Origin of the sequence: Curtobacterium sp. PhB142, assembly GCF_004341255.1 — a bacterium.
In the GTDB taxonomy this organism is placed as follows: domain Bacteria; phylum Actinomycetota; class Actinomycetes; order Actinomycetales; family Microbacteriaceae; genus Curtobacterium.
Genome location: NZ_SLUT01000006.1, coordinates 190,592 through 216,773 on the forward strand (window position 1 = coordinate 190,592; position 26,182 = coordinate 216,773).

21 protein-coding genes and 1 tRNA gene are annotated in these 26,182 nt (G+C 72.2%); 15 read left to right on the plus strand and 7 right to left on the minus strand.

Going from position 1 to position 26,182, the window contains the following annotated elements; translation table 11 throughout:
* Positions 1–62 precede the first annotated feature (62 nt).
* Positions 63–1,979, minus strand: a complete 1,917-nt coding sequence (locus tag EDF31_RS20515) for a TPM domain-containing protein (RefSeq protein ID WP_279387369.1) — start codon at positions 1,977–1,979, stop codon at positions 63–65.
* Positions 1,980–2,281: 302 nt separating this feature from the next.
* Between EDF31_RS20515 and EDF31_RS13400 the strand changes: the two genes are divergently transcribed.
* Together EDF31_RS13400 and EDF31_RS13405 are read left to right on the plus strand one after the other, a co-directional pair.
* Positions 2,282–2,485 carry a hypothetical protein gene (locus EDF31_RS13400; RefSeq protein WP_071255966.1) on the plus strand — a complete coding sequence of 68 codons (204 nt, stop codon included), beginning with the start codon at positions 2,282–2,284 and terminating at the stop codon, positions 2,483–2,485.
* Positions 2,486–2,531: 46 nt separating this feature from the next.
* On the plus strand, positions 2,532–3,116 hold the full coding sequence (locus tag EDF31_RS13405) for a 4'-phosphopantetheinyl transferase superfamily protein (protein WP_131846471.1): 585 nt from the start codon (positions 2,532–2,534) through the stop codon (positions 3,114–3,116).
* Here the strand turns inward: EDF31_RS13405 and map are convergent.
* Entirely contained in the window at positions 3,100–3,867 is a 768-nt protein-coding gene (gene map, locus EDF31_RS13410) for a type I methionyl aminopeptidase (protein ID WP_131846472.1), read from the minus strand. The genes EDF31_RS13405 and map overlap by 17 nt on opposite strands.
* A gap of 32 nt (positions 3,868–3,899) precedes the next feature.
* Here map and EDF31_RS13415 point away from each other — a divergent pair, with 32 nt between their 5' ends.
* On the plus strand, positions 3,900–4,169 hold the full coding sequence (locus tag EDF31_RS13415) for a helix-turn-helix domain-containing protein (protein WP_027465796.1): 270 nt from the start codon (positions 3,900–3,902) through the stop codon (positions 4,167–4,169).
* Here EDF31_RS13415 and EDF31_RS13420 read toward each other — a convergent pair.
* The 4 genes from EDF31_RS13420 to EDF31_RS13435 form a co-directional block, all read right to left on the minus strand.
* A complete protein-coding gene (locus EDF31_RS13420; protein ID WP_243650041.1) occupies positions 4,166–5,494 on the minus strand; it encodes a M1 family metallopeptidase in 1,329 nt (442 codons plus the stop codon). The genes EDF31_RS13415 and EDF31_RS13420 overlap by 4 nt on opposite strands.
* A gap of 26 nt (positions 5,495–5,520) precedes the next feature.
* A complete protein-coding gene (locus EDF31_RS13425) occupies positions 5,521–9,405 on the minus strand; it encodes a Pls/PosA family non-ribosomal peptide synthetase (protein WP_131846473.1) in 3,885 nt (1,294 codons plus the stop codon).
* A gap of 319 nt (positions 9,406–9,724) precedes the next feature.
* Positions 9,725–9,796 (minus strand) — tRNA-Arg (locus EDF31_RS13430).
* 525 nt (positions 9,797–10,321) lie between these two features.
* Positions 10,322–10,897, minus strand: coding sequence for a hypothetical protein (locus EDF31_RS13435; protein WP_131846474.1), 576 nt, complete (start codon positions 10,895–10,897; stop codon positions 10,322–10,324).
* Positions 10,898–10,956: 59 nt separating this feature from the next.
* Here EDF31_RS13435 and argS point away from each other — a divergent pair, with 59 nt between their 5' ends.
* The 9 genes from argS (at position 10,957) to prmC (ending at position 23,052) form a co-directional block, all read left to right on the plus strand.
* A complete protein-coding gene (gene argS / locus EDF31_RS13440) occupies positions 10,957–12,627 on the plus strand; it encodes an arginine--tRNA ligase (RefSeq protein WP_131846475.1) in 1,671 nt (556 codons plus the stop codon).
* A 199-nt stretch (positions 12,628–12,826) separates the two neighbouring features.
* The gene (locus tag EDF31_RS13445) at positions 12,827–13,582 is read left to right on the plus strand and encodes an LmeA family phospholipid-binding protein (protein ID WP_131846476.1); all 756 of its coding nucleotides are present in this window, start codon (positions 12,827–12,829) and stop codon (positions 13,580–13,582) included.
* 58 nt (positions 13,583–13,640) lie between these two features.
* Positions 13,641–15,068 (plus strand): diaminopimelate decarboxylase, encoded by a 1,428-nt coding sequence (gene lysA, locus EDF31_RS13450; protein WP_131846477.1) that lies wholly within the window; start codon positions 13,641–13,643, stop codon positions 15,066–15,068.
* A gap of 25 nt (positions 15,069–15,093) precedes the next feature.
* Positions 15,094–16,401, plus strand: coding sequence for a homoserine dehydrogenase (locus EDF31_RS13455; RefSeq protein WP_123339754.1), 1,308 nt, complete (start codon positions 15,094–15,096; stop codon positions 16,399–16,401).
* Positions 16,402–16,471: 70 nt separating this feature from the next.
* A complete protein-coding gene (thrC, locus tag EDF31_RS13460; protein ID WP_131846478.1) occupies positions 16,472–17,551 on the plus strand; it encodes a threonine synthase in 1,080 nt (359 codons plus the stop codon).
* A 101-nt stretch (positions 17,552–17,652) separates the two neighbouring features.
* Complete coding sequence (gene thrB, locus EDF31_RS13465; protein WP_131846560.1) at positions 17,653–18,594, plus strand: homoserine kinase; 942 nt, start codon at positions 17,653–17,655, stop codon at positions 18,592–18,594.
* 182 nt (positions 18,595–18,776) lie between these two features.
* Positions 18,777–21,065 carry a transcription termination factor Rho gene (gene rho, locus EDF31_RS13470; protein ID WP_131846479.1) on the plus strand — a complete coding sequence of 763 codons (2,289 nt, stop codon included), beginning with the start codon at positions 18,777–18,779 and terminating at the stop codon, positions 21,063–21,065.
* 3 nt (positions 21,066–21,068) lie between these two features.
* Positions 21,069–22,151, plus strand: a complete 1,083-nt coding sequence (prfA, locus tag EDF31_RS13475) for a peptide chain release factor 1 (protein ID WP_123294274.1) — start codon at positions 21,069–21,071, stop codon at positions 22,149–22,151.
* A 28-nt stretch (positions 22,152–22,179) separates the two neighbouring features.
* A complete protein-coding gene (gene prmC, locus EDF31_RS13480; protein WP_131846480.1) occupies positions 22,180–23,052 on the plus strand; it encodes a peptide chain release factor N(5)-glutamine methyltransferase in 873 nt (290 codons plus the stop codon).
* A 36-nt stretch (positions 23,053–23,088) separates the two neighbouring features.
* Here the strand turns inward: prmC and EDF31_RS13485 are convergent, their stop codons facing one another.
* Entirely contained in the window at positions 23,089–23,739 is a 651-nt protein-coding gene (locus tag EDF31_RS13485; RefSeq protein ID WP_165901424.1) for an HAD family phosphatase, read from the minus strand.
* Positions 23,740–23,776: 37 nt separating this feature from the next.
* Between EDF31_RS13485 and EDF31_RS13490 the strand changes: the two genes are divergently transcribed.
* The 3 genes from EDF31_RS13490 to EDF31_RS13500 are packed head-to-tail and all read left to right on the plus strand — an operon-like array spanning position 23,777 to position 26,162.
* Positions 23,777–24,451 (plus strand): L-threonylcarbamoyladenylate synthase, encoded by a 675-nt coding sequence (locus EDF31_RS13490; RefSeq protein ID WP_123294277.1) that lies wholly within the window; start codon positions 23,777–23,779, stop codon positions 24,449–24,451.
* Positions 24,448–25,674, plus strand: coding sequence for an MraY family glycosyltransferase (locus EDF31_RS13495; protein ID WP_111083866.1), 1,227 nt, complete (start codon positions 24,448–24,450; stop codon positions 25,672–25,674). Before EDF31_RS13490 ends, EDF31_RS13495 begins: the two co-directional genes overlap by 4 nt.
* Positions 25,671–26,162 (plus strand): hypothetical protein, encoded by a 492-nt coding sequence (locus EDF31_RS13500; protein WP_123294279.1) that lies wholly within the window; start codon positions 25,671–25,673, stop codon positions 26,160–26,162. The genes EDF31_RS13495 and EDF31_RS13500 overlap by 4 nt, the downstream gene beginning before the upstream one ends.
* The last annotated feature ends 20 nt before the right edge of the window (positions 26,163–26,182 follow it).

The window sequence follows — 26,182 nt, forward strand, 5'->3', positions numbered from 1 at the left end:
AAGGTCTGACGTGGTGTGTCTGGTCTGTCGGGTGTGTGGTCTGGTCGTCGGGTGGGTCGGGCTCAGAAGCGGCCGCCGCCGGAGAACCCGCCGCCGCCGCCTCCGCCACCACCGAAACCGCCACCACCGAAACCGCCCCCGCCGCCGAAGCCGCCCCCGCCGCCCCCGAAGGAGCCGCCGCCGAAGCTGCCACCGCGACCGCCGAGCAGGCCGCCGAGCACGATGCCGGTGACGAGGCCGCCGAGCTGGGCGCCGTTGCCGCCGCCACCGCCGAAGCCGCCGCCACCGCCGCCCCAGCCGCCCATGTCGTCGTTCGCCGAGTCCATCGCCGCGGCGGCGTACTGCTCGGCCGCCCGTGCTGCCTGCAGTGCCTGTCCGGGGTCGGTGGTGGCGAGCTGCACGGCGTCGTCGAGGGCGCGTTCGGCCTCGGACAGGCGGGTGCGGGCGGTCGGTCCGATGCCGCCACGGTGCAGCGAGATGTACTCGCGCGCCTGGCTGATCCGGTTCCGGGCGTCGCGCAGGGCGTCGTCGAGGGCGCGGGACGCCCGGCGCTGCTGCTCTTCCGCACCCCGGGCGGCCGCGATGGCCTGGTCGATCTCGGTGTTCGCCTTCGTGAGGGCGTCGACCGCGGTGATCGGGTCCTTCGGGTCGAACCCCTGCCGCAGCACGGTCTGCGCCCGGGTCACGGCCGCGGCGAGGTCGGGCCCGCCCACGGTGAGGGTCCGGGCCGCGGCGACGTCGCCCTCGATGTCGATGCGCATCGCCTCGGCGCGTGCGGTGGCCTCGGTGAAGGTGCCCTCGGCCGCGACCGCGCTGTTCGTGAGTTGCTGCACCTGGGCCAGGGCGTGCTGGGCGTCGCGCACGGCGACCACCGCTTCGCCCTTGTCGCCGGCCGCGATCGCCGCGGTGGCCGCGTTCGAGCGCTCGGTGGCGTAGACGAGCACCTGGTGTGCCTGGTCGACGTTGTCGGCGACGGTCGCGAGGGTGCGGCCGGTGTAGTCCGCTCGGACGCGGTCGAGCGCGGCTGCTGCTGCGCCGACCGACGCCGGCGCTTCCGCGACGGCCTGGGCCAGCGCGACGGCTGCTTCGTCGACGCCGTCCTCGAGCGACCTGAGCTTGTCGAACGACTCGGTCTGTTCCTCGATCGAGGCGTGCGCCTGCTGGCAGATCGCGATGATCTGGTTCGCCCAGTCGGCACGCTGCTGGGGGGAGTCCGGGATCTCGTCGTCGAGCTGCTGCCGGAACGTGAAGGCCTTGCGCACGGCCTGCTGCGCAGCGGCGACGGCGTCGGCGAAGGGCTTCGCGGCGTCGGGACCGAACTGGGCCGTGGCGAACCCGACCTCTTGCTCGGCGGTGCGGAGCTCGTCGTCGATCGTCACGAGCGCGCCGCCGGCGGTGCGCTCGAGGTCGGCGAGGGACTCCTGCTGTGCCTGGGTGGCCGCGGCGGTCTTCCGCTTGTTGCGGGTGCGGATGACGAGCACGACGACGATCAGGCCGACGACGATGACGAGCAACAGGATCCAGAGCCAGGTCAGGTTCGGCGGCGCCTGGGTGTCCGTCAGCCCGTTCGCGAACGCCACGGCCGCGCCGGACCAGTCGCCCTGCTTCAGCGCGGGGAGCAGCGAGTCGTTCACGGCGTTCTGCACGTCGGACTCGGAGATGGCGGTCTCGTTCGTCTGCTGCACGTCGTAGTTGCGGTCGTCGACGGCGACCGACAGCAGGATGCCGTCGGTGTCGATCTGGTTCTGCTCCATGACCGCGGAGCCCCACGCGGTGTGGTCCGTCGGATCGGTGAACGTCGGCACGAACACGACGTACAGCTGCGTCTGGGTCTCGGCGTACAGGTCCTGCACCGCCTGTTCGACCTGCGCCTGCTGCGAGGAGCTGAGGGCGTCGGCTTCGTCGAGGACGTACGCCCCACCCAGGTCGACCGGTGCCGTGGCCTGCGCGGTCGCCGCCGGAGCCAGGACGATCAGCATCGCCACGACTGCTGCCGTGACGCGACCCCAGAGCCGCGCTGTCCCCCGTTCCGTCCTCGACCCGCCTGTGCCCGATCCGCGCTGGACCGTTCGCATCCGTCCTCCGTCCGTCACCGGTCGGCGCCGTCGACACCGTCCCGAACGACGCCCTGAGAGCGCCGTCGCCCGGAGTCTATCCACGGCGCGCAAGCGACGGACGGACTCTCGGCGAACACTGTGGACAAGCCGATCCATGGGTGTCTTGTCCCCCGGAGCGGGGTAGGCTGACGCCACTGTTCGACGACGAACGGAAGGGAACAGCAATGGAGCGAACCACGAGTACCGAGGTCGTCCCGCTCGAGGACGGCTACCACCGCGTCTCGACGCCGGCGACCGGCGTGATCGGCTTCGTGCGCGAGCACGACGGCCGCTACGAAGTGCTGCGCGGACGCGTCCGCCAGGCGACCCGATCCGAGGGTCTCTACAGCACGATGAACGTCGCACTTATCGCACTCACGCACGCGTAGCGACCACGGCCCTGGGCCGGCCATCCGCGCACCGTAGGCTGCGTGCGTGGGTGAGTCGGGCCTCCAGGCCGTCGTGGTGACGCTGTGCGCGACGGATCCGGACCGCGCGGCCGACCGGGAGGCCCTGGTCGCCGCCGTCGCGGCGGCTGCGGCAGTCGAGACGGCCGCCGTGCGCGCGGGGCGCGTCTGCCCACACTGTGCCGGGACCGACCACGGTCGTCCCTGGGCCACGGTGCACGGCACTGCGGTCGGCGTCAGCCTGTCGCGCACGACCGGCGTGCTCGCGCTCGCGGTCGCGCCGGGCCCGGTCGGCGTCGACCTCGAGCGGGTGTCCCGCGTCGGCGCAGCGCCCCTCGACGTCTTCACGTCCGGCGAACGCGAGCGCTCGGCCGGTGATGTCGGCTTGCTCGCGGCCTGCTGGGCGGCGAAGGAGGCCGTGCTGAAGCGCGACGGTCGGGGCCTGCGCGTCGATCCGCTGTCGGTCGACGTGGACGTCGCTGCCGGCACCGCGCGGTTCGAGGGGCGAGACCACCCGGTGACGATCCACCGGCCGGCACCCGACCTGGTGCTCGTCGTCGCGGCCGGCGGGCTGCCCGTCGTGGTCGAGGGGACGCTCAGCGGCGGAGTGTGAGCACCTCGGCGCCGTCCTCGGTGATCGCGATGGTGTGCTCGGTGTGGGCCGTCCGGGCTCCCGTCGCACTGCGGAGCGTCCAGCCGTCGGCATCGGTGACGAGCACGTCGGTGTCCGCCATCACCCACGGTTCGAGCGCGAGCAGGAGGCCCGGCCGGAGCGTGTAGCCACGGCCCGCGCGGCCCGTGTTCGACACGTGCGGGTCCTGGTGCATGGTCGAGCCGATGCCGTGGCCGCCGAACTCGACGTTGACCGGGTAGCCCGCACCCTCGAGCACGGTCCCGATGGCGTGCGACAGATCGCCGATGCGGGCCCCGGGGCCGGCGGCGGCGATCCCGGCGGCCAGGGCGCGCTCGGTCGCGTCGATGAGGGCGAGGTCCTCGTCGCGCGGGGTGCCGACGACGAAGCTCACGGCGGCGTCCGCGGCGATGCCGTCCAGCGACACCGCGAGGTCGAGGGTGAGCAGGTCGCCGTCCGCCAGGACCCGGTCGTGCGGCAGCCCGTGCAGCACGGCGTCGTTCACGGCGGTGCAGATGTGGTGGCCGAACGGACCGCGGCCGAACGACGGAGCGTAGTCGACGTAGCAGGAGTCCGCGCCGGCGGCCTCGATCATCTGCTTCGCCCACCGGTCGATCTCGAGCAGGTTGGTGCCCACGCGGGTCCGTTCGCGCAGGGTCTGCAGGATGGTGCCGACGAGGGCTCCGGTGGCACGGGCCTTCTCGACCTCGGCGGGCGTCAGGATCTCGATCACGCGGATGATCATACCGGTATTACTATGTGGGGATGGTCCGTCTCCCACTCCGCCCCGACGAGGTCGCGCGCGGCCGCCGTCTCGGTGCCCTGCTCCGCCGCGCACGTGGCCCACGGTCGATCGTCGACACCGCCCTCGCCGCCGGGATCTCGCCCGAGACCCTCCGCAAGATCGAGACCGGGCGGATCGCGACGCCGGCGTTCTCGACCATCGCGTCCGTCGCCGGCGTGGTCGGGCTGTCGCTCGACGCGGTCTGGTCCGAGGTCAGCTGCGACCCGGCCGACGGCGAGCTGGCTGGCTAGTCGACGCGCGGCGCGGGCAGCGCCGGTACCGACGCCTCGTCGATCCAGGGCCCGGTCACCGCCCGGACGTCCGCGACGGAACGGCCGGCGGCGTCGGCGAACGCACTGAGCACGTCGGGCACCGTCACCGAACCGTGCCGGTGCCGTTCGGTGATGCTGCGCAGCCCGGCGGTGAACGCGTCGTCGCCGAACGCGTGGCGGACGGCGTGCAGGGCGAGGGCCCCGCGCTTGTAGACCCGGTCGTCGAACATGTCCTTCGCGCCGGGGTCGCCGACGACGAGGTCCTCGGGCTGGTCGAGGAGCCCCTGCCGGTACTGCGCCGCGAGCACGTCGGCGGTGTCGCCGCCGTGGTGCTCGGACCACAACCACTCGGCGTAGCAGGCGAACCCCTCGTGCAGCCAGATGTCCTGCCAGCGGGTGACCGTCACCGAGTTGCCGAACCACTGGTGTGCAAGTTCGTGCGCGATGAGCCGGTCGGTGCCGTGCTCGCCGTCGACGTGGTTCCGGCCGAACACCGCGAGCCCGTGGGCCTCGAGGGGGATCTCGAGCTCGTCGTCGGTGACCACGACGCCGTACGCCGCGAACGGGTACGGGCCGAAGCGGTCCGAGAACAGCGCGAGCATCTCCGGTACCTGCCCGAAGTCGGTCTTCGCGGCGGCAGCCAGGTCGGCGGGGTGGTGCAGGGTCACGGGGACGACGGCGCCGCGGAGCCTCGTCGTGCGGTACCGCCCGATCTGCACCGTCGCCAGGTACGTCGCCATCGGCTCGGTGGTGGCGTAGGTCCAGCGGGTGCCGATGCGGTCGCGTTCCTTGCCGAGCAGTTCACCGTTCGCCAGGACGTCGTACGCGGCCTCGGCAGCGATCTCGAACCGGTAGGTCGCCTTGTCGTCCGGTCGGTCGTTGCACGGGAACCACGAGGGCGCCCCCGTCGGCTGGGCCGCGACGATGACGCCGTCGGTGAGTTCCTCCCACCCGACCTGGCCCCAGGCGCTGCGGACGGGGCGCGGGTTGCCGCGGTACCGCAGGTGCACGGTGAACGTGGTGTCGGCAGCGATCGGCGACGCCGGGGTGACGGTGACCTTGTGCACCGCCTTCGACACCTTCTTCGCGCGGGTGCCGTCGACGTCGGCGCGCTCGACGCTCAGGCCGTGCAGGTCGATGACGATCCGGTCGAGGGGTTCGTGGGCACGGGCGGTGATCGTCGCCGTGCCGTCGAGGCGGTTCGTGGCGACGCGGTAGTCGAGGCGGAGGTCGTAGTGCTCGGCGCTCCAGCGTCGGTCGCCGCTGTGCGGGGTGTACGGGTCGGCAGCGGGGGTGTTCGGCACGGTCCCAGTCAACCCCATGGCGCCGGTCAGTCCGCCACGGTGGCCGGTTCGGCTGTCCACGGAGCGATGGGGTTGCCGGACCAGCGGGACCCGGTGGGCACCTGCTCGCCGCGCATCACGAGCGAGGCCGGACCCACCGTGGCGCCCGTGCCGATGCCGGCGGCGGGCAGGACGACGCTGTGCGGCCCGAGGGTCGCGCCGGCGTCGAGCCGCACGGTGTCGAGCTGCATCACCCGGTCGTGGAACAGGTGGGTCTGCACGACGGTCCCGCGCGCCACCGAGGCGCCGGCCCCGATGGTGACGAGGTCGGCCTCGGGCAGCCAGTAGGTCTCGAGCCAGGTGCCGCGGCCGATCGTCGCGCCGAGGCTCCGCAGCCACGCCGCCAGGGCCGGGGTGCCGGTGGCCTGCTCGGCGAACCAGGGTCGGGCGACCGTCTCGACGAAGGTGTCCTGCACCTCGTTGCGCCACACGAACGACGACCACAGCGGGTGCTCCCTGGCGGTGATCCGGCCGACGAACGCCCACTTCGCGATCGTCGACACCACCGCGGCGACGGCCCCGGCGACGATGAGCACCGGTCCGGCGAGCAGCACCGTCCAGCCGACGCCGACCGCCGACCACAGGGCGAGCAGGGTGCCCGCCACCCCGAGGGCGATCGCGGCGGACACCATCGGGGCCACGAGCCGCAGCAGCTCCCAGCAGCCGCGGGCGACCTTGAGTCGGACGGGCGGACGGAAGGTGCGCTCCTCGTCGAACTGCGTCGCCGCACGGCGCAGCCGCACCGGGGGCGAGCCGAGCCACGACGACCCGCGCTTGGCCTTCTTCGGCACGGCGGACAGCACCGCCACCAGCGCCTCGCGGGGGACCGAGCGTCCGGCGCCCGTCATCCCGCTGTTGCCGAGGAACGCCCGCCGACCGACCTTGGACCGGCCGATCCGCACCCGGCCACCACCGAGCTCGTAGGTGGCGACCATGGTGTCGTCGGCCAGGAAGGCGCCGGAAGCGATCTGCGTCAGCGCGGGGATGAGCAGGACCGTCGAGATCTCCGTGTTCCGGCCGACCTTCGCCCCGAGCAGCCGCAACCACACGGGCGTCACGAGCGAGGCGTACAGCGGGAACAGCAGCGTCCGCGCCGCGTCCAGCACCCGCTCCGTCGACCACGCCTGCCACCCGATCCGCGAACGCACGGGGTGACGGCCCTCGTGCAGCCCGATGCCGAGCAACCGCACCGACCCCACCACGAGCAGCGCGTACACGGCCCCGGCGACGACGGTCGCGAGCGGCACGGTCGCGAGGGCGCGCAGCACCGCGTCGCCGAGCGTCGACGCGCGCCCGACCAGGGCGACGGCGACCAGCAGGCCGACCGCGACACCGATCACCGGCAACCCGGCCACGGCCACGGAGCCGGCCCCGTACGCCAGCAGCCAGCGTCGACGCGACGGGGGACGGGCCTCCCGGCCGTGCCTGGCCGACCCGACGCGTTCGGCGGGCGAACCCGCCCAGCGCTGACCGGCGGGCACCCGGCCGGCGACGGCCGAGCCGGCCTCGACCTCGGCACCCGCGCCCACGTGCGCACCGGGCAGCAGCGTGGTGCGGCTGTGCACGACGGCGTCGTCGTCGACACGGACCCGGCCGAGCCGGAACACGTCACCGTCCACCCAGTGCCCCGCGAGGTCCACCTCGGGCTCGATCGACGCACGCTTGCCGATCGTGAGCATCCCGGTGACCGGCGGGAGCGTGTGCAGGTCGACGTCCGTGCCGATCCGCGCCCCGAGCGCCCGGGCGTAGTAGCTGATCCACGGCGCCCCGGCGGTCGAGGGACCGTCGACCGCCTCGGCGATCCGCTCCGCCAGCCAGACCCGCAGGTGCACCGAGCCACCCCGGGGGTGGTCGCCCGGCCGGACCCCGACGAGCAGCAGCCGGGCCAGCACGACCGTGAGCGCCATCTTGCCGATCGGCGTCACGAACACCAGCAGCGCGACGACGAGGGCCGGCCAGGGGAGCACCGGCAGGAACGGCAGCGTCGTCGCGTGCAGCACCGCCGCGACCAGCGCCGTCCACGTCAGCACCCGCAACCCGCGCAGCACCTGCACCGGCAGCCCGAGCAGCGTCATCGCGAGCCCCGTCGTCGGCGGCACCGGCGTCACGTCCCGCGATGCAGCCGCCACCGGACCGGACTCGTCCAACGCGGCCGCCAGCGCGCCGATGCGCGGGTGGTCGTAGACGTCGGCGACGGTCGTCGACGGGAACCGCTCGCGGATCGCTGACACCAGCTGCGCCGCCGTCAGCGACCCGCCACCGTGCGCGAAGAAGTCGTCGTCGACGCTCGACACCGGCACCCCGAGGATCGCCGCCCAGCGCTCCGCGATCCACGCCACCGTGTCCGGCAGCATCGCGGCGTCCGTCGCCCCGGGCAACGGCCACGGCAGCGCGGCACGGTCGACCTTGCCCGACGTCCGCGTAGACAACGAGTCCACCACGGCGACGAGCGGGACGAGCGCAGCGGGCAGCTCCCGCCGCAACCGGGCGTTCGCAGCCGCGACGTCCACCGTGGCACCCGCCACCGGTGCCACGTACCCCACCAGCACCTGGTTGCCCGCCGGGGTCCGCTGCACCACGGCCGCACCACCGGCCACGTCGTCGAGCGCCTGCAGCGCCGCGTCGATCTCCCCGAGCTCGATGCGCCGACCACCGAGCTTCACCTGGTCGTCCGCACGCCCCTGGAACACGAGCCCCTCGGGGTCGTAGCGCACCAGGTCACCACTCCGGTACGCCCGCTCCCACCCGAGCTCCGGGAACGGCGCGTACTTCTCCGCGTCCTTCGCCGGGTCCAGGTACCGCCCCAACCCGACACCACCGATCACGAGCTCACCGACCCCGCCCGGCTCCACCCGCTGCCCGGCACCGTCCACGACCGCCAGGTCCCACCCGTCCAGCGGCAGCCCGATCCGGATCGGCTGGCTCCCGTCGAGCAGCGACCCGCACGCCACCACCGTGGCCTCCGTCGGACCGTACGTGTTCCACACCTCACGGTCGCGACTCGCGATCCGGGCGGCGAGCTCCGGCGGGCACGCCTCACCACCGAAGATGACCAGCCGCACCTGCTCCAACGCATCGTCCGGCCACAGCGCCGCGAGCGTCGGCACCGTCGACACCACCGTGATCGTGTGCGCGATCAACCACGGCCCCAGGTCCACCCCCGTCCGCACCAACGACCGCGGCGCCGGCACCAACGCGGCACCGTGCCCCCACGCCAGCCACATCTCCTCGCACGACGCATCGAACGCCACACTCAGCCCCGCCAGCACCCGGTCACCGGGACCGATCGGCGCCGCCTGCAGGAACATCCGCGCCTCGGCGTCCACGAACGCCGCCGCAGAACGGTGCGTCACGGCCACGCCCTTCGGCACCCCGGTCGACCCCGAGGTGAAGATGATCCACGCGTCGTCGTCCAGGTGGGGGAGTTCGGCGCTCGCCGTGGGATCGGTCACGGGCAGCTCGCCGCCGTCGCGGTCGCGCAGGACGACGCCGGCCCCGATCACGCCGACGACTCCGGCCTCACCGAACACGAGGGTCGCGCGTTCCTCGGGGTCGTCGGCGTCGACGGGCACGTACGCGGCTCCGGCGGCGAGGACCGCGAGGATCGACAAGTACAGGTCACGCCCGCCGGAGGGGATCCGCACCCCGACCCGGTCGCCCCGGCGGACGCCGCGACGGGCGAGGTCGTCGGCCTGCGCGCGCACCAGGTCGAGCAGGGCGGCGTAGTCGACGGTGCCGGCGGGGTCCTCGAGCGCGGTGGCGGTCGGGTGGGTGGCCGCGGTCGCCGCGAGGACGTCGAACAGGGTCCGTGGTGCGGGGGCGTGCCCGCCGCGGGCGAGTTCGAGCTGCGCGTCCCCGGTGCCGGTGGTCATCGGTTCCCTCTTCCCGGTCGCGTGCAGGACGACCGGCCCGTGATCCTAGGGGACCGAGGTGTCGCGCTCGGAAACACGGGGTAGCGCGGTGCGCGCGGGCGCTTCGTGAGCAGAAACTGTCGAGTCGCTTCCCCCGACCCGACCATTCCTGCTCATCATCCGCGCGAACGCCGACATCCGCCACGAGACTGGCGACGGACCCGGAGAAGTCTCAACGGGGGAAGGTCGCCGCAGGCGGTGTCGCGCGCAGCCGACCGAGCGCAGCGAGGACGTCTGCTTGCGCGGGAATGTGACCTCTGCTTGCGCGGGAATGTCACAGTGCCCCCAGGAGGATTCGAACCTCCGCCCCTGCCTCCGGAGGGCAGTGCTCTATCCCCTGAGCTATGGGGGCCAAGGGGTGGAACAACCGTAGCAGGTCCGGCGCGGGCTCCTGGACAGCGCGTGTCGCGCACGAGACGCGACTGCAGGTCCGCACCGTGCGCGCGTCGCGGGCCCGTGCGAGGTTGCGCGCTCCGTGCGGCTTTGTGAGCGCGCACCAAGCGCGCAACCTCGCACCGGGCGGCGGGCCCGGCACTGTGCGTGGTGGCCGTCGGACGGGAGGCACGGTGCGGGCCCGCCACGGGCCTCCCGCCGGCACCGTGCGCGCGTTCCGGGCCTGTGCGGCGTTGCGCGCTCCGTGCGGCGCTGCAAGCGCGCACAAGGCGCGCAACCTCGCACCGGGCGGCGGGCCCGGCACCGTGCGTGGTCGCCGCTGGACGGGAGGCACGGTGCGGGCCCGCCACGGACCTCCCGTCCGCACCGTGCGTGCGTTTCGGGCCCGTGCGGCGTTGCGCGCTCCGTGCGGCGCTGCAAGCGCGCACCAAGCGTGCAACCTCGCACCGGGCGGCGGACCAGGCACCGTGCCGGCGCGGGCGCGTCAGCCCGCGGGCGTCGCCGTCGCCGACGCCGACGGCTGCAGCGCGGCGCGCACCGCGTCGACGACGGGCTGTGCGCCGCCGGGCTCCGTGAACAGCGTCGACTGCGTGGTGATCCAGTACGGGTCGGCGAAGGCGTCTGCGCGGCCGACGGCGTCGTTCAGCGCGAAGTAGCCCTCGACGCGGTAGGTGGGGACCGATCCGCCCCGGTCGTACAGGGCGTCCTTCAGGTTCGTGAGCGACTTCTCAGGCAGGTCGGCGACGGCCAGGGTGATCGTCTCGGTGTCGTCGTCGGTGGCGACGAACTGGCAGACGCGGCCCCGCTGCTTCGCGATCGTGGCGGCGGGGGAGCCCTTCGCCGGCGTGAAGGAGTCGTCGAGCGCGAAGGTCGTCCCGTACACGGACAGGGCCTCGGTCGGCAAGAGCTCGGCGCAGGTCTGCGACACCGTCTTGCCGACCGGGGTCGGGCTGGGCGTCGGGTCGCTGTCCCCGCCGCCCGAGCAGGCCGACAACGCGAGTGCTGCTGCGGCGGTGACGACGGCGACGGAGCACGCCCGGGCACGGCTTCGGGTGGTCATCCCGACATGATGGCCCATCGTCCGGCGTGCACCTGGGTGTCCCGGTAGACTCGTCCGCCGTGACTCCTGCCGAACTCTCCGCCGCGTACCTGTCGATCCTGACCGGGATCGTCGAGCGACGAGGCGCGTCCGAGAACGTGACGATCGGGGACTCCCACGTGGTGCTCGAGCGTCCGAAGAACCGTGCGCACGGCGACTGGGCCTCGAACGCCGCCATGCAGCTCGCGAAGCGCATCGGCACGAACCCGCGCGAGCTCGCCACGGAGATCGCCGGCGAGCTGACCGAGCTCGACGGCGTGGCCTCGGTCGACGTCGCCGGCCCGGGGTTCATCAACATCACGCTCGAGGCCGCAGCGGCCGGTGAGATCGCCCGCACGATCGTCGAGGGCGGCGACGCCTTCGGGCACGGCGACCTGTACGACGGCGTCCGGATCAACCTGGAGTTCGTGTCGGCGAACCCGACCGGCCCGATCCACATGGGCGGCGTGCGCTGGGCGGCGGTCGGCGACAGCCTGGCCCGCGTGTTCCAGGCGCAGGGCGGCCTCGTCACCCGCGAGTACTACTTCAACGACCACGGCGCGCAGATCGACCGCTTCGCCCGCTCGCTCGTCGCGTCGGCGCTCGGTGAGCCCACGCCGGAGGACGGCTACGGCGGTGCGTACATCGCTGAGATCGCGGCCCGCGTCATCGCGACGCTCGACACCTCGGTCGACGTGAAGGACCTGCCGCGCGACGAGGCGCAGGAACTCTTCCGGCGCGAGGGCGTCGACTTCATGTTCGCGGACATCAAGTCGTCGCTGCACGACTTCGGCGTGGACTTCGACGTCTACTTCCACGAGAACGCCCTGCACGAGTCGAAGGCCGTCGAGCGCGCCATCGCCCGGCTGCGTTCGGCGGGCGTGATGTACGAGGCCGAGGGCGCCGAGTGGCTCCGCACGACCGACTTCGGCGACGACCGCGACCGCGTGGTCATCAAGTCCGACGGGGAGCCCGCGTACATCGCCGGCGATCTGGCGTACTACCTCGACAAGCGCGAGCGCGGCTTCGAGCGCAACCTGATCATGCTCGGTGCGGACCACCACGGCTACGTCGGCCGGATGATGGCGATGAGCGCCGCGTTCGGGGACGAGCCGGGCACGAACCTCGAGATCCTGATCGGGCAGATGGTCAACCTGCTCAAGGACGGCGAGCCCATGCGCATGTCCAAGCGCAACGGCACCATCGTCACGATGGAGGACCTCGTCGACGCGGTGGGCGTCGACGCCGGCCGGTACTCGCTCGTCCGGTTCGCCAGCGACACCGCGATCGACATCGACCTCGACCTGCTCACGAAGCGGACGAACGACAACCCGGTCTTCTACGTGCAGTACGCGCACGCGCGCACCCAGTCGGTGGCCCGCAACGCCGAGGCCGCCGGGGTCGACCGCTCCGTGTTCGACGCCTCGCTGTTGACGCACGACTCCGAGGGTGCGCTGCTCGGCGCCCTCGCCGAGTACCCGCGCGTGGTGCGCCACGCCGCAGAGCTGCGCGAGCCGCACCGCATCGCCCGGTACATCGAGCAGCTCGCCGGCCTGTACCACCGCTGGTACGACGCCTGCCGCGTGACCCCGCTCGGCGACGAGCCGGTCACCGACCTGCACCGCACGCGCCTGTGGCTGAACGACGCCACCGGCCAGGTCGTCCGCAACGGCCTCGGCCTGCTCGGCGTGAGCGCTCCGTCCCGCATGTAGTGGAGCGGCGGCGCGAGCAGACGGCCGCTCCGTTGTCGAGGCGCGCCCCCGGACGGTCATCGCGCCCCGGTGTGCGCGGGCGCGATGACCGTGGCGGGGCGCGATCGAGTGCGCTACCGCCCCGCGCGCCGCGCCCGCCCACCGGACGCACCCCGCGCCTCCAGGCAGGCTGACGGGACCACCTGGCAGGGTGGGACGCATGTCCGCCGCCACCGAACGCCCCCGCAAGCGCCGCCGCTGGCCCGTCGTCCTGATCGTGGTCGTCGTCGTGCTCGCCGCCCTCGTCGTGATCGCCGAGTTCGTGCTCCGCGGGGTCGTCGACCGCATCATCGCCCAGCAGGTCGAGCAGTCGCTGCCCGACGGCACCACGGGCCAGGTCGAGGCGCACGCCGACGGCATCGTCATCCCCCAGCTGATCGGTGGCACCCTCGACCAGGTCGAGATCACGTCCGAGAAGCTCACCGTCGACGGCATCCCGCTCGCCGCCGACGTCACCGCGAAGGACGTCCCCGTGGACGGCAAGGGCGATGTGCACGACGTCGACGGCACCGTCACGTTGGCGTCGTCGAGCGTGAAGGACCTGTCGAAGTACAGCCCGCTGTTCGACCGGCTGACCCTGGTGGACGGCGGCGTCGAGCTGTCCGGCTCCACCGCGGTGCTCGGCTACGACATCACCTACGCGGCGAAGGGCGACGTGGTCGCGCAGGACGACGGCCGCGGCATCACGATCACCCCGAAGAGCGTGCGGATCACCAACTCGGACCTCGGCCTCAAGGTGGACTCGATCCCCGGCGTCACGAACGTGCCGGTGCAGGTCTGCACAGCGCAGTTCCTGCCCGAATCGCTCCGCGTGCGCTCGCTCGACGTCTCGAAGGCCGACGCGACGGTCCGCGTCACCGCGGACGCGCTGCCGCTCAACGAGCAGGGTCTGCAGACGGTCGGCAGCTGCGGCTGATCCCGTGGCTGCGTAACGCGGCCGGGAGGCCCGTCCAGCGTCGGTAGGATCGGGTCCCGTGAGCGAGAACCCCCTTGCACCGCCGCGACTGCGGTTCCCGACGGACGCCTCCGAGCTGGTGGACCGGATCTGGCCCGCGTCCGCAACGCGGACCGACGACGGCGACCTGGCCATCGGCGGTGTCACCGCGACGGACCTGGTCCGGCAGTACGGCACCCCGCTCTACGTCGTCGACGAGCGCGACGTGCAGTCCCGTGCGGTCCGGGTGCGCAACGCGTTCACCGAGGCGTTCGAGGGCATCGGCACCCGCGCCCACGTCTACTACGCCGGCAAGGCGTTCCTGACGACCCAGGTCGTGGCGTGGATGGCCGAGGCCGACCTGCGCGTCGACGTCTGCACCGGCGGGGAGCTCGCGGTCGCCCTGGCCGCCGGCATCGACCCGGCGATGCTCGGCTTCCACGGCAACGACAAGTCCGACGCCGAGATCGCCCGCGCGGTCGAGGTCGGCGTGGGCACGATCGTGCTCGACAGCCACGAGGAGGTCCAGCGCGTCGCCCGTGCCGCTGCCGACGCCGGGGTCGTGCAGCGCGTCCGGATCCGCATCAACAGCGGCGTCCACGCGTCCACCCACGAGTACCTGGCGACCGCGCGCGAGGACCAGAAGTTCGGCATCCCGCTCACCGAGGCCGTCGCCGCGGCCGAGGCGGTGCGCGCCGAGTCGTCGCTCGTGTTCGTCGGGCTGCACTCGCACATCGGATCGCAGATCTTCGACGAGTCCGGGTTCCGCGAAGCCGCTCGACGCCTGATGGACGTGCACGCCACCCTCGTCGAGACCGGTCCGGTGCCCGAGCTGAACCTCGGCGGCGGCTGGGGCATCGACTACACCGAGGCCGACTCCGCCTTCGCGCCCGAGGACGTCGCCGACGCCCTCGCCGCGATCATCGCCGAGGCCTGCGCCGAGCGGGACATCCCGGTGCCCGAGGTCGCGGTCGAGCCCGGTCGCTACATCGTCGGGCCGGCGGGCATCACGCTCTACCGCGTCGGCACGATCAAGCCCGTCACCCTCGAGGCCGACGGCGCGGACACCGGCCACGCCACCCGCACCTACGTGTCCGTCGACGGCGGCATGAGCGACAACGCCCGTCCTGCCCTGTACGGCGCCGACTACACCGCTCGCCTCGCCCGGGCATCCGAGGCGCCCGCTGTGCTCACCCGCGTCGTCGGGAAGCACTGCGAGAGCGGGGACATCGTGGTCAACGACGAGTACCTGCCGGGTGACGTCCAGCGGGGGGACCTGCTCGCCGTCGCAGCCACCGGGGCGTACTGCTGGGCGCTGTCGAGCAACTACAACCACGTGGGCCGCCCGCCGGTCGTCGCCGTGGCGGACGGCACAGCCCGTATCCTCGTGCGGGGCGAGTCGATCGACGACCTCCTCGCCCGCGACACCGGGGTCCGCCCCGTGCCCCACGCCGGCACCGGTCGCTGACCCGACGAACAGGAACCAACTCCAGATGATCGAATACCGCAACGTCCGCGTCGCGCTGCTCGGGGCCGGCTCGGTCGGGTCCCAGGTCGCGCGGCTCCTGCTCGAGCACGCCGACGAACTCGCCTCGCGCGCCGGTGCCGGCCTCGAACTCGTCGGGATCGCCGTGCGCGACGTCGACGCCGCGCGCGACGTCGACCTGCCGAAGGACCTCTACACGACCGACGCCGAGTCGCTCATCCTCGGTGCCGACATCGTCGTCGAGCTGATCGGTGGCATCGAGCCCGCGCGCACGCTCGTGCTGCAGGCGCTGCAGTCCGGCGCGGACGTCGTGACCGGCAACAAGGCGCTCCTCGCGACCCACGGTCCGGAGCTCTTCGCGGTGGCCGAGCAGGTCGGTGCGCAGCTGTACTACGAGGCCGCCGTCGCCGGCGCGATCCCGATCATCCGACCGCTGCACGACTCGCTCGCCGGGGACCGCATCGAGCGGATCATGGGCATCGTCAACGGCACCACGAACTTCATCCTCGACCTGATGGACCGCGAGGGCGCGACGTTCGAGGACGCCCTGGCGACCGCGACCGAGCTCGGGTACGCCGAGGCCGACCCGACGGCCGACATCGAAGGCTACGACGCCGCGCAGAAGGCCGCGATCCTGGCCTCGCTGGCGTTCCACACCTCGGTGCCGCTCGCTGCCGTGCACCGCGAGGGCATCACCTCGGTCACCATCGAGCAGGTTCGCGCCGCGCGCAAGGCCGGCTACGTCGTGAAGATCCTGGCGACCGCCGAGCGACTGACCGACGAGGACGGCCGCGAGGGCGTCAGCGCCCGCGTCTACCCGGCCCTCGTGCCGGAGTCGCACCCCCTGGCGAGCGTGCACGGCGCGAAGAACGCCGTGTTCGTCGAGGCCGAGGCCGCGGGCGACCTCATGTTCTACGGCGCCGGTGCCGGTGGTGTCGAGACCGCGTCCGCCGTCCTCGGCGACCTGGTGTCCGCCGCACGTCGGCACGTCATCGGCGGCCCGGGCGTCGCGGAGTCGACCCAGTCGGACCTGCCCGTCTTCCCGATCGGCACCGTCCGCACGCGCTACCAGATCACCCTGCACGTCACGGACGCCCCCGGCGTGCTGTCGACGGTCGCCGGCGTGCTGGCGAAGCACGGCGTGAGCGTCGAGACCGTCGAGCAGACCACCACGGGTGCCTCCGAGGGGACGGCAGCGCTCGTCATCGGCACGCACCTGGCGCGCGAAGCCGACCTGGCGGACACCGTCCGCACGCTCCGCGGCGAAGACGTGGTCCTGGACGTGACCAGCGTCCTGCGCTTCGTCGGCGCCTGACGCACCACGGGCCTCCAGGCCGACCGCGAACCACCACCAGACCGACCCACCGGACAGAGAGAGAAGCCTGATGGCCCACCAGTGGCAGGGAGTCCTGCGCGAGTACGCCGACCGACTCGACGTGACCGAGGCGACCCCGATCGTCACGCTCGGCGAGGGCGGCACGCCCCTCATCCCGGCTCGTCGGCTCTCCGAGCGCACCGGCGCCGAGGTCTACGTCAAGTTCGAGGGCATGAACCCGACCGGGTCCTTCAAGGACCGCGGCATGACGATGGCGATCTCGAAGGCCGTCGAGCACGGCGCGAAGGCCGTCATCTGCGCCTCGACCGGCAACACCAGCGCCTCGGCCGCCGCGTACGCCACGCACGCCGGCATCACCGCCGCGGTGCTCGTGCCCGAGGGCAAGATCGCCATGGGCAAGCTCAGCCAGGCAGTTGCGCACGACGCCCAGCTGCTGCAGGTCCAGGGCAACTTCGACGACTGCCTCGACATCGCCCGCGACCTGGCGGCGAACTACCCGGTGCACCTCGTCAACTCGGTCAACAACGACCGCATCGAGGGCCAGAAGACCGCTGCGTTCGAGGTCGTCGACATGCTCGGTGACGCCCCGGACTTCCACTTCCTGCCGGTCGGCAACGCGGGCAACTACACCGCGTACTCCCGTGGCTACCGCGAGGACGTGGCCGCCGGTCGCACGACGAAGCTCCCGCGCATGTTCGGGTTCCAGGCCGCCGGTTCCGCACCGATCGTCCGTGGCGAGGTCGTCAAGAACCCCGACACCATCGCCTCCGCGATCCGCATCGGCAACCCGGCCTCGTGGCAGTTCGCCCTCGAGGCCCGCGACGAGACCGACGGCTACTTCGGCGCCATCTCGGACGAGGCGATCCTCGCCGCACACCACATCCTGTCGGCCGAGGTCGGCGTCTTCGTCGAGCCCGCGTCCGCCATCGGTGTCGCCGGGCTGCTCGAGCGTGCCGACGCCGGCATCGTGCCGAAGGGCGCGAAGGTCGTCATCACCGTCACCGGCCACGGCCTGAAGGACCCGCAGTGGGCCCTGCGCACCGAGGACGGCAGCGAGGTCACCCCGACGAGCGTGCCGGTCGACACCAAGTCGATCGCGGACGTGCTCGGACTGGTCGCGGCGCAGTGAGCCCCGACCGCTCGTCCGGACCGGGGGAGGGCGTCACCGCCCACAGTGCTGTACCGGCCGGACGGGCGGTCCACGCTGTGCCCGCCGGGCGGGCGGCCCACGTGTTGCCCGCCGGACGGGCCGTGCGCGTCCGCGTGCCGGCGACGTCCGCGAACCTCGGCCCGGGGTTCGACTCGCTCGGTCTCGCGCTCTCGCTGTACGACGAGGTCGTCGTCCGGGTCCGCCCGGAACCCGGCGCCACCGTCACGGTGCAGGGCGTCGGTGCCGGCGAGGTCGCCACCGACGACACGAACCTGGTCGTGCGTGCCGTCCGCCGCGGCCTCGAACACGCTGGCGTCGACCAGCCCGGCCTCGAGCTGCACGCCACGAACGCGATCCCGCACGGCCGTGGGCTCGGTTCCTCGGCGGCCGCAATCGTCGCCGGCCTGATGGCGGCCCGCGGGCTGCTCGAGGGCGTCGTCGACCTGGACGCCTCGACCCTGCTCAGCCTGGCCACCGAGATGGAGGGGCACCCGGACAACGTCGCCCCCGCACTCTTCGGTGGGCTCACCATCGCGTGGATGACGGCCGAGGGACCCGCGTACAAGCGGCTCCTGGTGCACCGCGGCGTCGCCCCGGTCGTGTTCGTGCCGACGTCCACGCTGTCGACGAAGCTCGCCCGCTCCCTGCAGCCCGAGAACGTCCCGCACGCCGACGCCGCGTTCAACGTCTCCCGTTCCGCGCTGCTCGTCGCCGCGCTCATCCAGAGCCCTGAGCTCCTGCTCGCCGCGACCGAGGACCGCCTGCACCAGGCGTACCGTGCCAGCGCGATGCCGGAGACCGACGCACTGATCGGCCTGCTCCGGCAGCACGGCCTCGCGGCCGTCGTGTCGGGGGCGGGACCGAGCCTGCTCGTGCTCGGCAGCGACCCGGCACAACGGCTCACGGCCGCCGATCTCGTCGCCCGACACGGGGAATCCGACTGGCGCGCGCTCATGCTGGCCGTCGATCTCGGTGGTGCTACAGTGGTGGCGCACTCGGCGCTCGAAGCCGAACCCGCGTAACCGCACGGTATGCCCGTCCCCAAGGACAGCGCCTGCGACGTCGCAGGGTCCGGCGCGCGGGTGTGCATCTCTTTCTGATCACCGAATCCCGGTCCGTCGTCTGAACGGCGGTCGATGCATACCCGTGCATCCGGGACGGTGGAAACTCTCCGCGTTCTGCGGTTCGAAAGGAAACACCGACCTTGACCGACAACAACTCCACCCCGGTGGAGATCCCCAGCGACCTGCGCGCCCTCCGCCTGCCGGAACTCCAGCGCATCGCCTCCTCGCTCGGCATCACCGGGCTCTCGAAGCTCCGCAAGGGCGACCTCATCGCCTCCATCGAGGACAAGCGCCCCGTCACGGACGACGTCCCCGCCGCGGCCGCGCCCGCCACGACCCCCGCCGCGGCGCCGGTGACCGAGCAGCCGACGCTGCCGGAGCCCGCCGCCGAGGCACCGACCGCTTCGGTCGCCGACCCCGAGGCACCCGCCGTCGAGTCCGAGCCGGCCGCGCCGTCGCGTGCCCGCCGTTCGCGCCGTGCGTCCTCCGGTGGCACCGTGAACGCCGGCCCGACCTCGGCCGCCGAGCACACCAACGCCGGCCACACCGGCACCGAGGACCTGCTCGCGGGCCTCGACCAGGTGCGTGCCGAGAAGGACGCCCAGGAAGCCGCCCAGACGCAGACCGGTGGGCAGCGTCGCGGCCGCGGCCAGCGCGGTGCCGACCAGCAGGCCCAGCAGGCCCAGCAGCCGAACGAGCCGGCCGAGCAGCAGACGCCGACCTCGGCACCTGCCCGGACCGACCAGCCGGCCCGCACCGAACAGCAGGCGCGGACCGAGCAGCAGAGCACCGAGGGCGAGTCGCAGGACCAGTCCGGTGCCGCCGACTCCGGCGAGCAGCACGACCAGAACGACCAGAACGGTGAGGGCGGTTCGCGTCGCGGCCGTCGCAGCCGTGGCCGCGGTCGTGGCCGTGGGCAGAACGCCGAGAACGGCGAGCAGAACGGCGAGCAGCAGGACGGCCAGCAGCACCAGCAGGGCGGCCAGCAGAAGCAGAACGGTGGCGACCAGCAGAAGCAGGCCGACGCCAAGCAGGCCGAGGCGAAGCAGGGCGACGCCAAGCAGCGCGACCAGAAGCAGGACGACCGCGCCGAGCAGAAGCAGCAGGCGGCGAACCAGCAGAAGCAGAACGGTCAGCAGAAGCAGGGCCAGCAGGCCCAGCAGAACGCCGACGACACCGAGGGCGGCCGCAGCCGTCGCCAGCGTGACCGCAAGCGCGGCCGTGGCGGCCAGAACGACGACTTCGAGCCCGAGGTCACCGAGGACGACGTCCTGATCCCGATCGCGGGCATCCTCGACGTCCTCGACAACTACGCGTTCGTCCGCACCACCGGCTACCTGCCCGGACCGAACGACGTCTACGTCTCCCTCGGCCAGGTGAAGAAGTACCACCTGCGCAAGGGCGACGCCGTCGTCGGTTCGATCAAGCAGCCCCGTGACAACGAGCAGCAGAGCCGTCAGAAGTACAACGCGCTCGTGACCGTCGACTCGGTGAACGGCCAGACCGCCGAAGAAGCAGCGGCCCGTGTCGACTTCTCGGACCTCACCCCGCTGTACCCGAACGAGCGCCTGCGTCTCGAGACGGAGCCGGGCAAGCTGAGCACCCGCATCATCGACCTCGTGTCGCCGATCGGCAAGGGCCAGCGCGGCCTCATCGTCTCGCCGCCCAAGGCCGGTAAGACCGTCGTGCTGCAGGCCATCGCCAACGCCGTCGCGAAGAACAACCCCGAGGCGCACCTCATGGTCGTCCTCGTCGACGAGCGGCCCGAAGAGGTCACCGACATGCAGCGCACGGTGAAGGGTGAGGTCATCGCCTCGACCTTCGACCGTCCGGCCGAGGACCACACCACGGTCGCCGAGCTCGCCATCGAGCGTGCGAAGCGCCTGGTGGAGCTGGGCCACGACGTCGTGCTGCTGCTCGACTCGATCACCCGTCTGGGCCGTGCCTACAACCTGTCGACCCCGGCGTCGGGCCGCGTGCTCTCCGGTGGCGTCGACTCGGCGGCGCTCTACCCGCCGAAGCGCTTCTTCGGTGCGGCGCGCAACATCGAGGACGGCGGCTCGCTGACCATCCTCGCCACCGCGCTCGTCGAGACCGGTTCCAAGATGGACGAGGTCATCTTCGAGGAGTTCAAGGGCACCGGCAACATGGAGCTCCGCCTGAACCGTCACCTGGCCGACAAGCGGATCTTCCCGGCCGTCGACGTCAACGCCTCCGGCACCCGTCGCGAGGAGCAGCTGCTCTCCGCTGACGAGGTCAAGATCACCTGGCGTCTGCGCCGAGCCCTCGCCGGGCTCGACCCGCAGCAGGCCCTCGAGATCGTGCTGCGGAACCTCAAGGAGACGCAGTCGAACGTCGAGTTCCTGGTGCAGGTGCAGAAGTCGGTCCCGACGACCGGCGGCGCTCACCACAACGGTCACCAGGAGTAACGCGTGTTCGAGTCGGTGGCAGGGCTGCTGGCGGAACACGAGGACCTGACGCAGCAGCTGTCGGACCCCGCGCTCCACGCCGATGCGGCCCGGGCGAAGAAGGTGAACCGGCGCTACGCCGAGCTCAACCAGATCAAGTCCGCGTACGAGTCCTGGCAGGCGGCGGGGGACGACCTCGCCGCCGCCCAGGAACTCGCGCGTGAGGACTCGGCGTTCGCGGACGAGGTCCCCGAGCTCGAGGAGCAGTTGGCGGAGCGCCAGGAGCGTCTCCGCCGGCTGCTCATCCCGCGCGACCCCGACGACGGGCGCGACGTGATCATGGAGATCAAGGGCGGCGAGGGCGGCGAGGAATCGGCGCTGTTCGCGGCCGACCTCCTGCGCATGTACTCGCACTACGCCGAGACCAAGGGCTGGAAGGTCGAGCTCCTCGAGCGCACCGAGTCCGACCTGGGTGGCTACAAGGACGTCCAGGTCGCGATCAAGTCGAACACGACCGACCCGTCGCAGGGCGTCTGGGCGCACCTGAAGTACGAGGGCGGCGTGCACCGTGTGCAGCGCGTGCCGCAGACCGAGTCGCAGGGGCGCATCCACACCTCGACGACCGGCGTGCTGGTGTTCCCCGAGGTCGACGAACCCGAGGAGGTCGCGATCAACCAGAACGACCTGAAGATCGACGTGTACCGGTCCTCCGGTCCCGGCGGGCAGTCCGTCAACACGACGGACTCCGCGGTCCGCATCACCCACCTGCCCACGGGCATCACGGTGGCGATGCAGAACGAGAAGTCGCAGCTGCAGAACCGTGAGGCCGGCATGCGCGTCCTCCGTGCACGCATCCTCGCGCGGCAGCAGGAGGAGCTCGACGCGATCGCCTCGGACGCGCGCAAGTCGCAGATCCGCGGGATGGACCGTTCGGAGCGCATCCGGACGTACAACTTCCCGGAGAACCGGATCGCGGACCACCGCACCGGCTACAAGGCGTACGACCTCGACCGCGTCATGAACGGTGCGCTCGAGCCCGTCGTCCAGTCCGCCATCCAGGCGGACGAAGAGGCACGTCTGGCCGCCATCGGCGACCAGGACGCGTAACCGCTCACCCCGCCTGGAGGCCCGGCTCGTGTCCGACACGTCCCTCACGTTCGCCGCGGATCGCCTGCTCGAGCAGGCGGCCGCGGCGCTCGTCGCGTCCGGCGTCCCGACGCCCCAGGTCGACGCGGAGCTGTTGCTCGCGTGGGCGACCGACACCTCGCGCGGTGCCGTGCAGGCCCGCGCGATGACGGGCGGCGCGATCGCTCCGGAGCACGTCGAGCGCTTCCGGCACGCGATCGCCCGACGGAGCACCCGCGAGCCGCTGCAGCACATCACCGGGCAGGCGTACTTCCGAGCACTGACCCTGGCGGTCGGACCCGGCGTGTTCGTGCCCCGTCCCGAGACCGAGGGCGTCGTGCAGTTCGGCATCGACGCGCTGCGGGCCGTCGCGGTGCCGGCGCCGATCGCGGTCGACCTCGGCTCCGGCAGCGGTGCGATCGCCATCGCCATGGACACCGAGGTGCCGAACGCCGTCGTGTACGCCGTCGAACGGTCGCCCGAGGCCCTGCCCTGGACCCGCCGGAACACCGACGCCCACGGCGGCACGGTGCGACTCGTCGAGGGCGACCTCGCCGACGCGCTGCCCGAACTCGACGGCACCGTGTCCGTCGTGGTGTCGAACCCGCCGTACGTGCCGGACGACGCGATCCCGATCGACCCCGAGGTCCGCGACCACGATCCCGCGATGGCGCTGTACGGCGGACCGGACGGCCTCGACGCCGTGCGCGCCCTGGCCGAGACGGCGTGGCGGTTGCTCGTGCCCGGCGGGGTGCTCGTCATCGAGCACGCCGAGCCGCAGGGCGCCGGCGTCCGCGAGGTCCTGGCGCGACGGGGGTTCCGGACCCCGGAGACGCACGTCGACCTGACGGGTCGCGACCGCACGACCACCGCGACCCGGTAGGCGGACGCACCCCGGGCCTCCCGGTCGGTGTGTCGGTCAGGCGACGGGGGAGGCCTCGCGCTGCTGCGCGACGAAGGCGCGGACGTGCTCGCGCAGGTCGGTGTCGCGCTCGACCAGGACCGCGTGGATGCCGACGCTCCGGGCACCCGCGATGTTCTCCGGCATGTCGTCGGCGAAGAACGTGCGTTCGGCGGGCACGCCGTGGTGCTCCATCGCGCGGAGGAAGACCTCGGGCTCGGGCTTGCGGGCGCCGAAGTTGCTCGACGTGTCCAGGTGCTCGCCGAACAGCCCTGGCAGTGACGGCGCCCACTGGTGGATCCACCGACCCGCGAGCGGCCCGTTGTTGGTGAGCAGGCCGACACGCCCGTGCTCGCTCGCGAGCCGGACGGCCTCGATGCGTTCCGGCAGCTCGGTCATCGCGGAGCCGCGGATGCGCGCCCACTCGGCCTCCGGGACGTCGCACTCCATGGCCCGCTCGAACGCGGCGAGGTACTCGTCGCCGTCGGCGAAGCCACCGGCCTCGGCACGCATCTCGTGGCCGCAGTCCCACCAGCGGCGTCGGAGCTCCTCGAACTCGTGTCCGGTGAACTCGGAGAGTGCGGCCATCCGCACCTGCCAGTCGTACCGGACCAGGACGTCGTCCATGTCGAAGAGGAACAGGAGGTGGGGCGCAGGGGTCTCGTTCACGATGTCCTCCATTGTGTCGCACTATCATCGTCGAGTCATGGCATCCCGATACGACTGCACCGACTCCGACGGGCTCCTGACCGGGATGCGGCTCGCACGTGCCGCCCTCGGGCGCGGAGACCTCGTCGTCGTCCCCACCGACACCGTCTACGGCCTCGCCGCGGACGCCTTCAACGCGGCCGCCGTCCAGCGGCTGCTCGACGCGAAGGGCCGGACGCGGCAGTCGCCGCCGCCGGTGTTGATCCCCGGCCCGCCGACGCTCGACGCGCTCGCGAGCGACGTGCCGCAGCAGGTGCGCGACCTCGTCGCCGAGTTCTGGCCCGGCGGCCTGACCGTGATCCTGCGCGCGCAGCCGTCGCTCGACTGGGACCTCGGCGAGACGCGGGGCACGGTCGCCCTGCGGATGCCGGACTCGCGGATCGCGCTCGAGCTCCTGCAAGAGGTCGGTCCGCTCGCGGTCTCGTCCGCGAACTCGACCGGCGACCCGGCCGCGATGGACGTCGATGCCGCTGAGCGGATGCTCGGCGACAGCGTCGCCGTGTACCTGGACGGCGGCGCGATCGGGGAGCACGAGGGCTTCGAGGCCTCCACCGGGTCGACGATCGTCGACGCGACGGGGCTGTCGGACGGCGGGAAGCTCCGCATCGTCCGGCACGGGGTGATCTCCGACGACGAGATCATCCGGGTCGTCGGAGCCGACCTCGTCGGATGAAGTACTACCTGCTGGCGGGGGCGATCGCCGCGGTCGTGAGCTTCCTGGTCAGCGTGCTGGTGTGGAAGCTCGGGCTGAAGTACAAGTGGTACCCCCAGGTCCGCGAGCGCGACGTGCACCGCACGCCGACGCCGCGCCTCGGCGGGATCGCGATGTACATCGGCGTCATCGTGTCGCTGCTGGCGGCGTGGTTCCTGTTCCCGTCGATCGCGGGGACCGACTACTTCCGGCTCGTGTTCTCCGAACCCGGGCGCGTGCTGGCGGTGCTCGGGGGCGCGACGATCATCGTGGTGCTGGGTGTCGCTGACGACATCTGGGACCTCGACTGGATGACGAAGCTCGCCGGGCAGATCATCGCTGCGGGCATCCTCGCCTGGCAGGGCGTCGCGATCGTGTCGCTGCCGATCGGCAACACCCTGGGCGTGGGCTCGTCGTACATGAGCCTGATCTTCACGGTGCTGGCGGTGGTGCTCGTGATGAACGCGGTGAACTTCATCGACGGACTCGACGGCCTGGTCGCCGGGGTCGCGATCATCGCCGGCGGGGTGTTCTTCCTCTACACGTTCTTCATCAACCGCGTGGTCGTGCAGACCGAGTTCTTCTTCAACCTGCCGTCACTGCTGACCGCGGTGCTCGTCGGCTCCTGCTTCGGGTTCCTCATCCTGAACTGGCACCCCGCGAAGCTCTTCATGGGCGACGCCGGAGCGCTGCTCGTCGGCTTCCTGATGGCCACCAGCGCCGTGTCGGTCACGGGCAACATCGATCCCGCAGCGGTGCAGACACGCCAGGCGCTGCTGCCGGCGTTCATCCCGATCCTGCTGCCCTTCGCGATCCTGATCGTGCCGATCCTGGACTTCGGCCTGGCGGTCACCCGTCGGCTCAGCGCCGGCAAGTCACCGTTCTCGGCCGACCGCAAGCACCTGCACCACCGTCTGCTCGACATGGGGCACTCGCACTTCCACGCCGTCCTGATCTTCTACGCGTGGACCGCCACCGTCGCGGTCGGGTGCCTGCTGTTCCTGTTCGTGGACTGGTACTGGGTGGTCGCCTTCGTCGCGGTCGGCTTCACCGTGTGCGCCGTCGCCACGTTCGCGCCGCTCGGCCGGAAGCGCACCGAGATCGCCGCCCAGACCGCCAACCGTTCCGCCGCCGTGGTGGACGCCAGCCTCGACCCGCTCGACCGGGCCGCCAACGACCGCACGATCCCAGGAGACATCACGTGACCGCACCGAACGCGCTCGACCACGTCCGGCCGGTGTTCCGCCGCATCATCACGTGGGGCGCCGTGCTCGCGGTCGCCCTGGCGATCGTCGGGGGAGTCGTGGGGCTGCTCGTCGCCGACACTCCCGGGCTCGTCGGCGGCCTGCTCGGAGCCGTGCTCAGCGTGGTGTTCCTCGGCCTCACCGCGGTCAGTGTCCTCGTCGCGCTGCGCGTGTCCAAGGGGCAGATGATCTCCGGGGCCTTCTTCGGCATCGTGATGGGCACCTGGCTGCTCAAGTTCATCGTGTTCATCGTGCTGCTGGTGGCGCTGAAGGACCGTACCTGGGTGGACTTCCCGGTGCTCGCGATCGTGATCATCGCGGGGGTCGTCGGGTCCCTGGTCATCGACGTCGTCGCGGTGGCGAAGGCCCGCATCCCGATCGGCGTGCAGCTGCCCGGGGACGGGTCCGGTGGCTCCGCGGACGCTGAGAACCCGACCCCCCGCAACTGAGAAGCCGGGAAGCCTCTCGC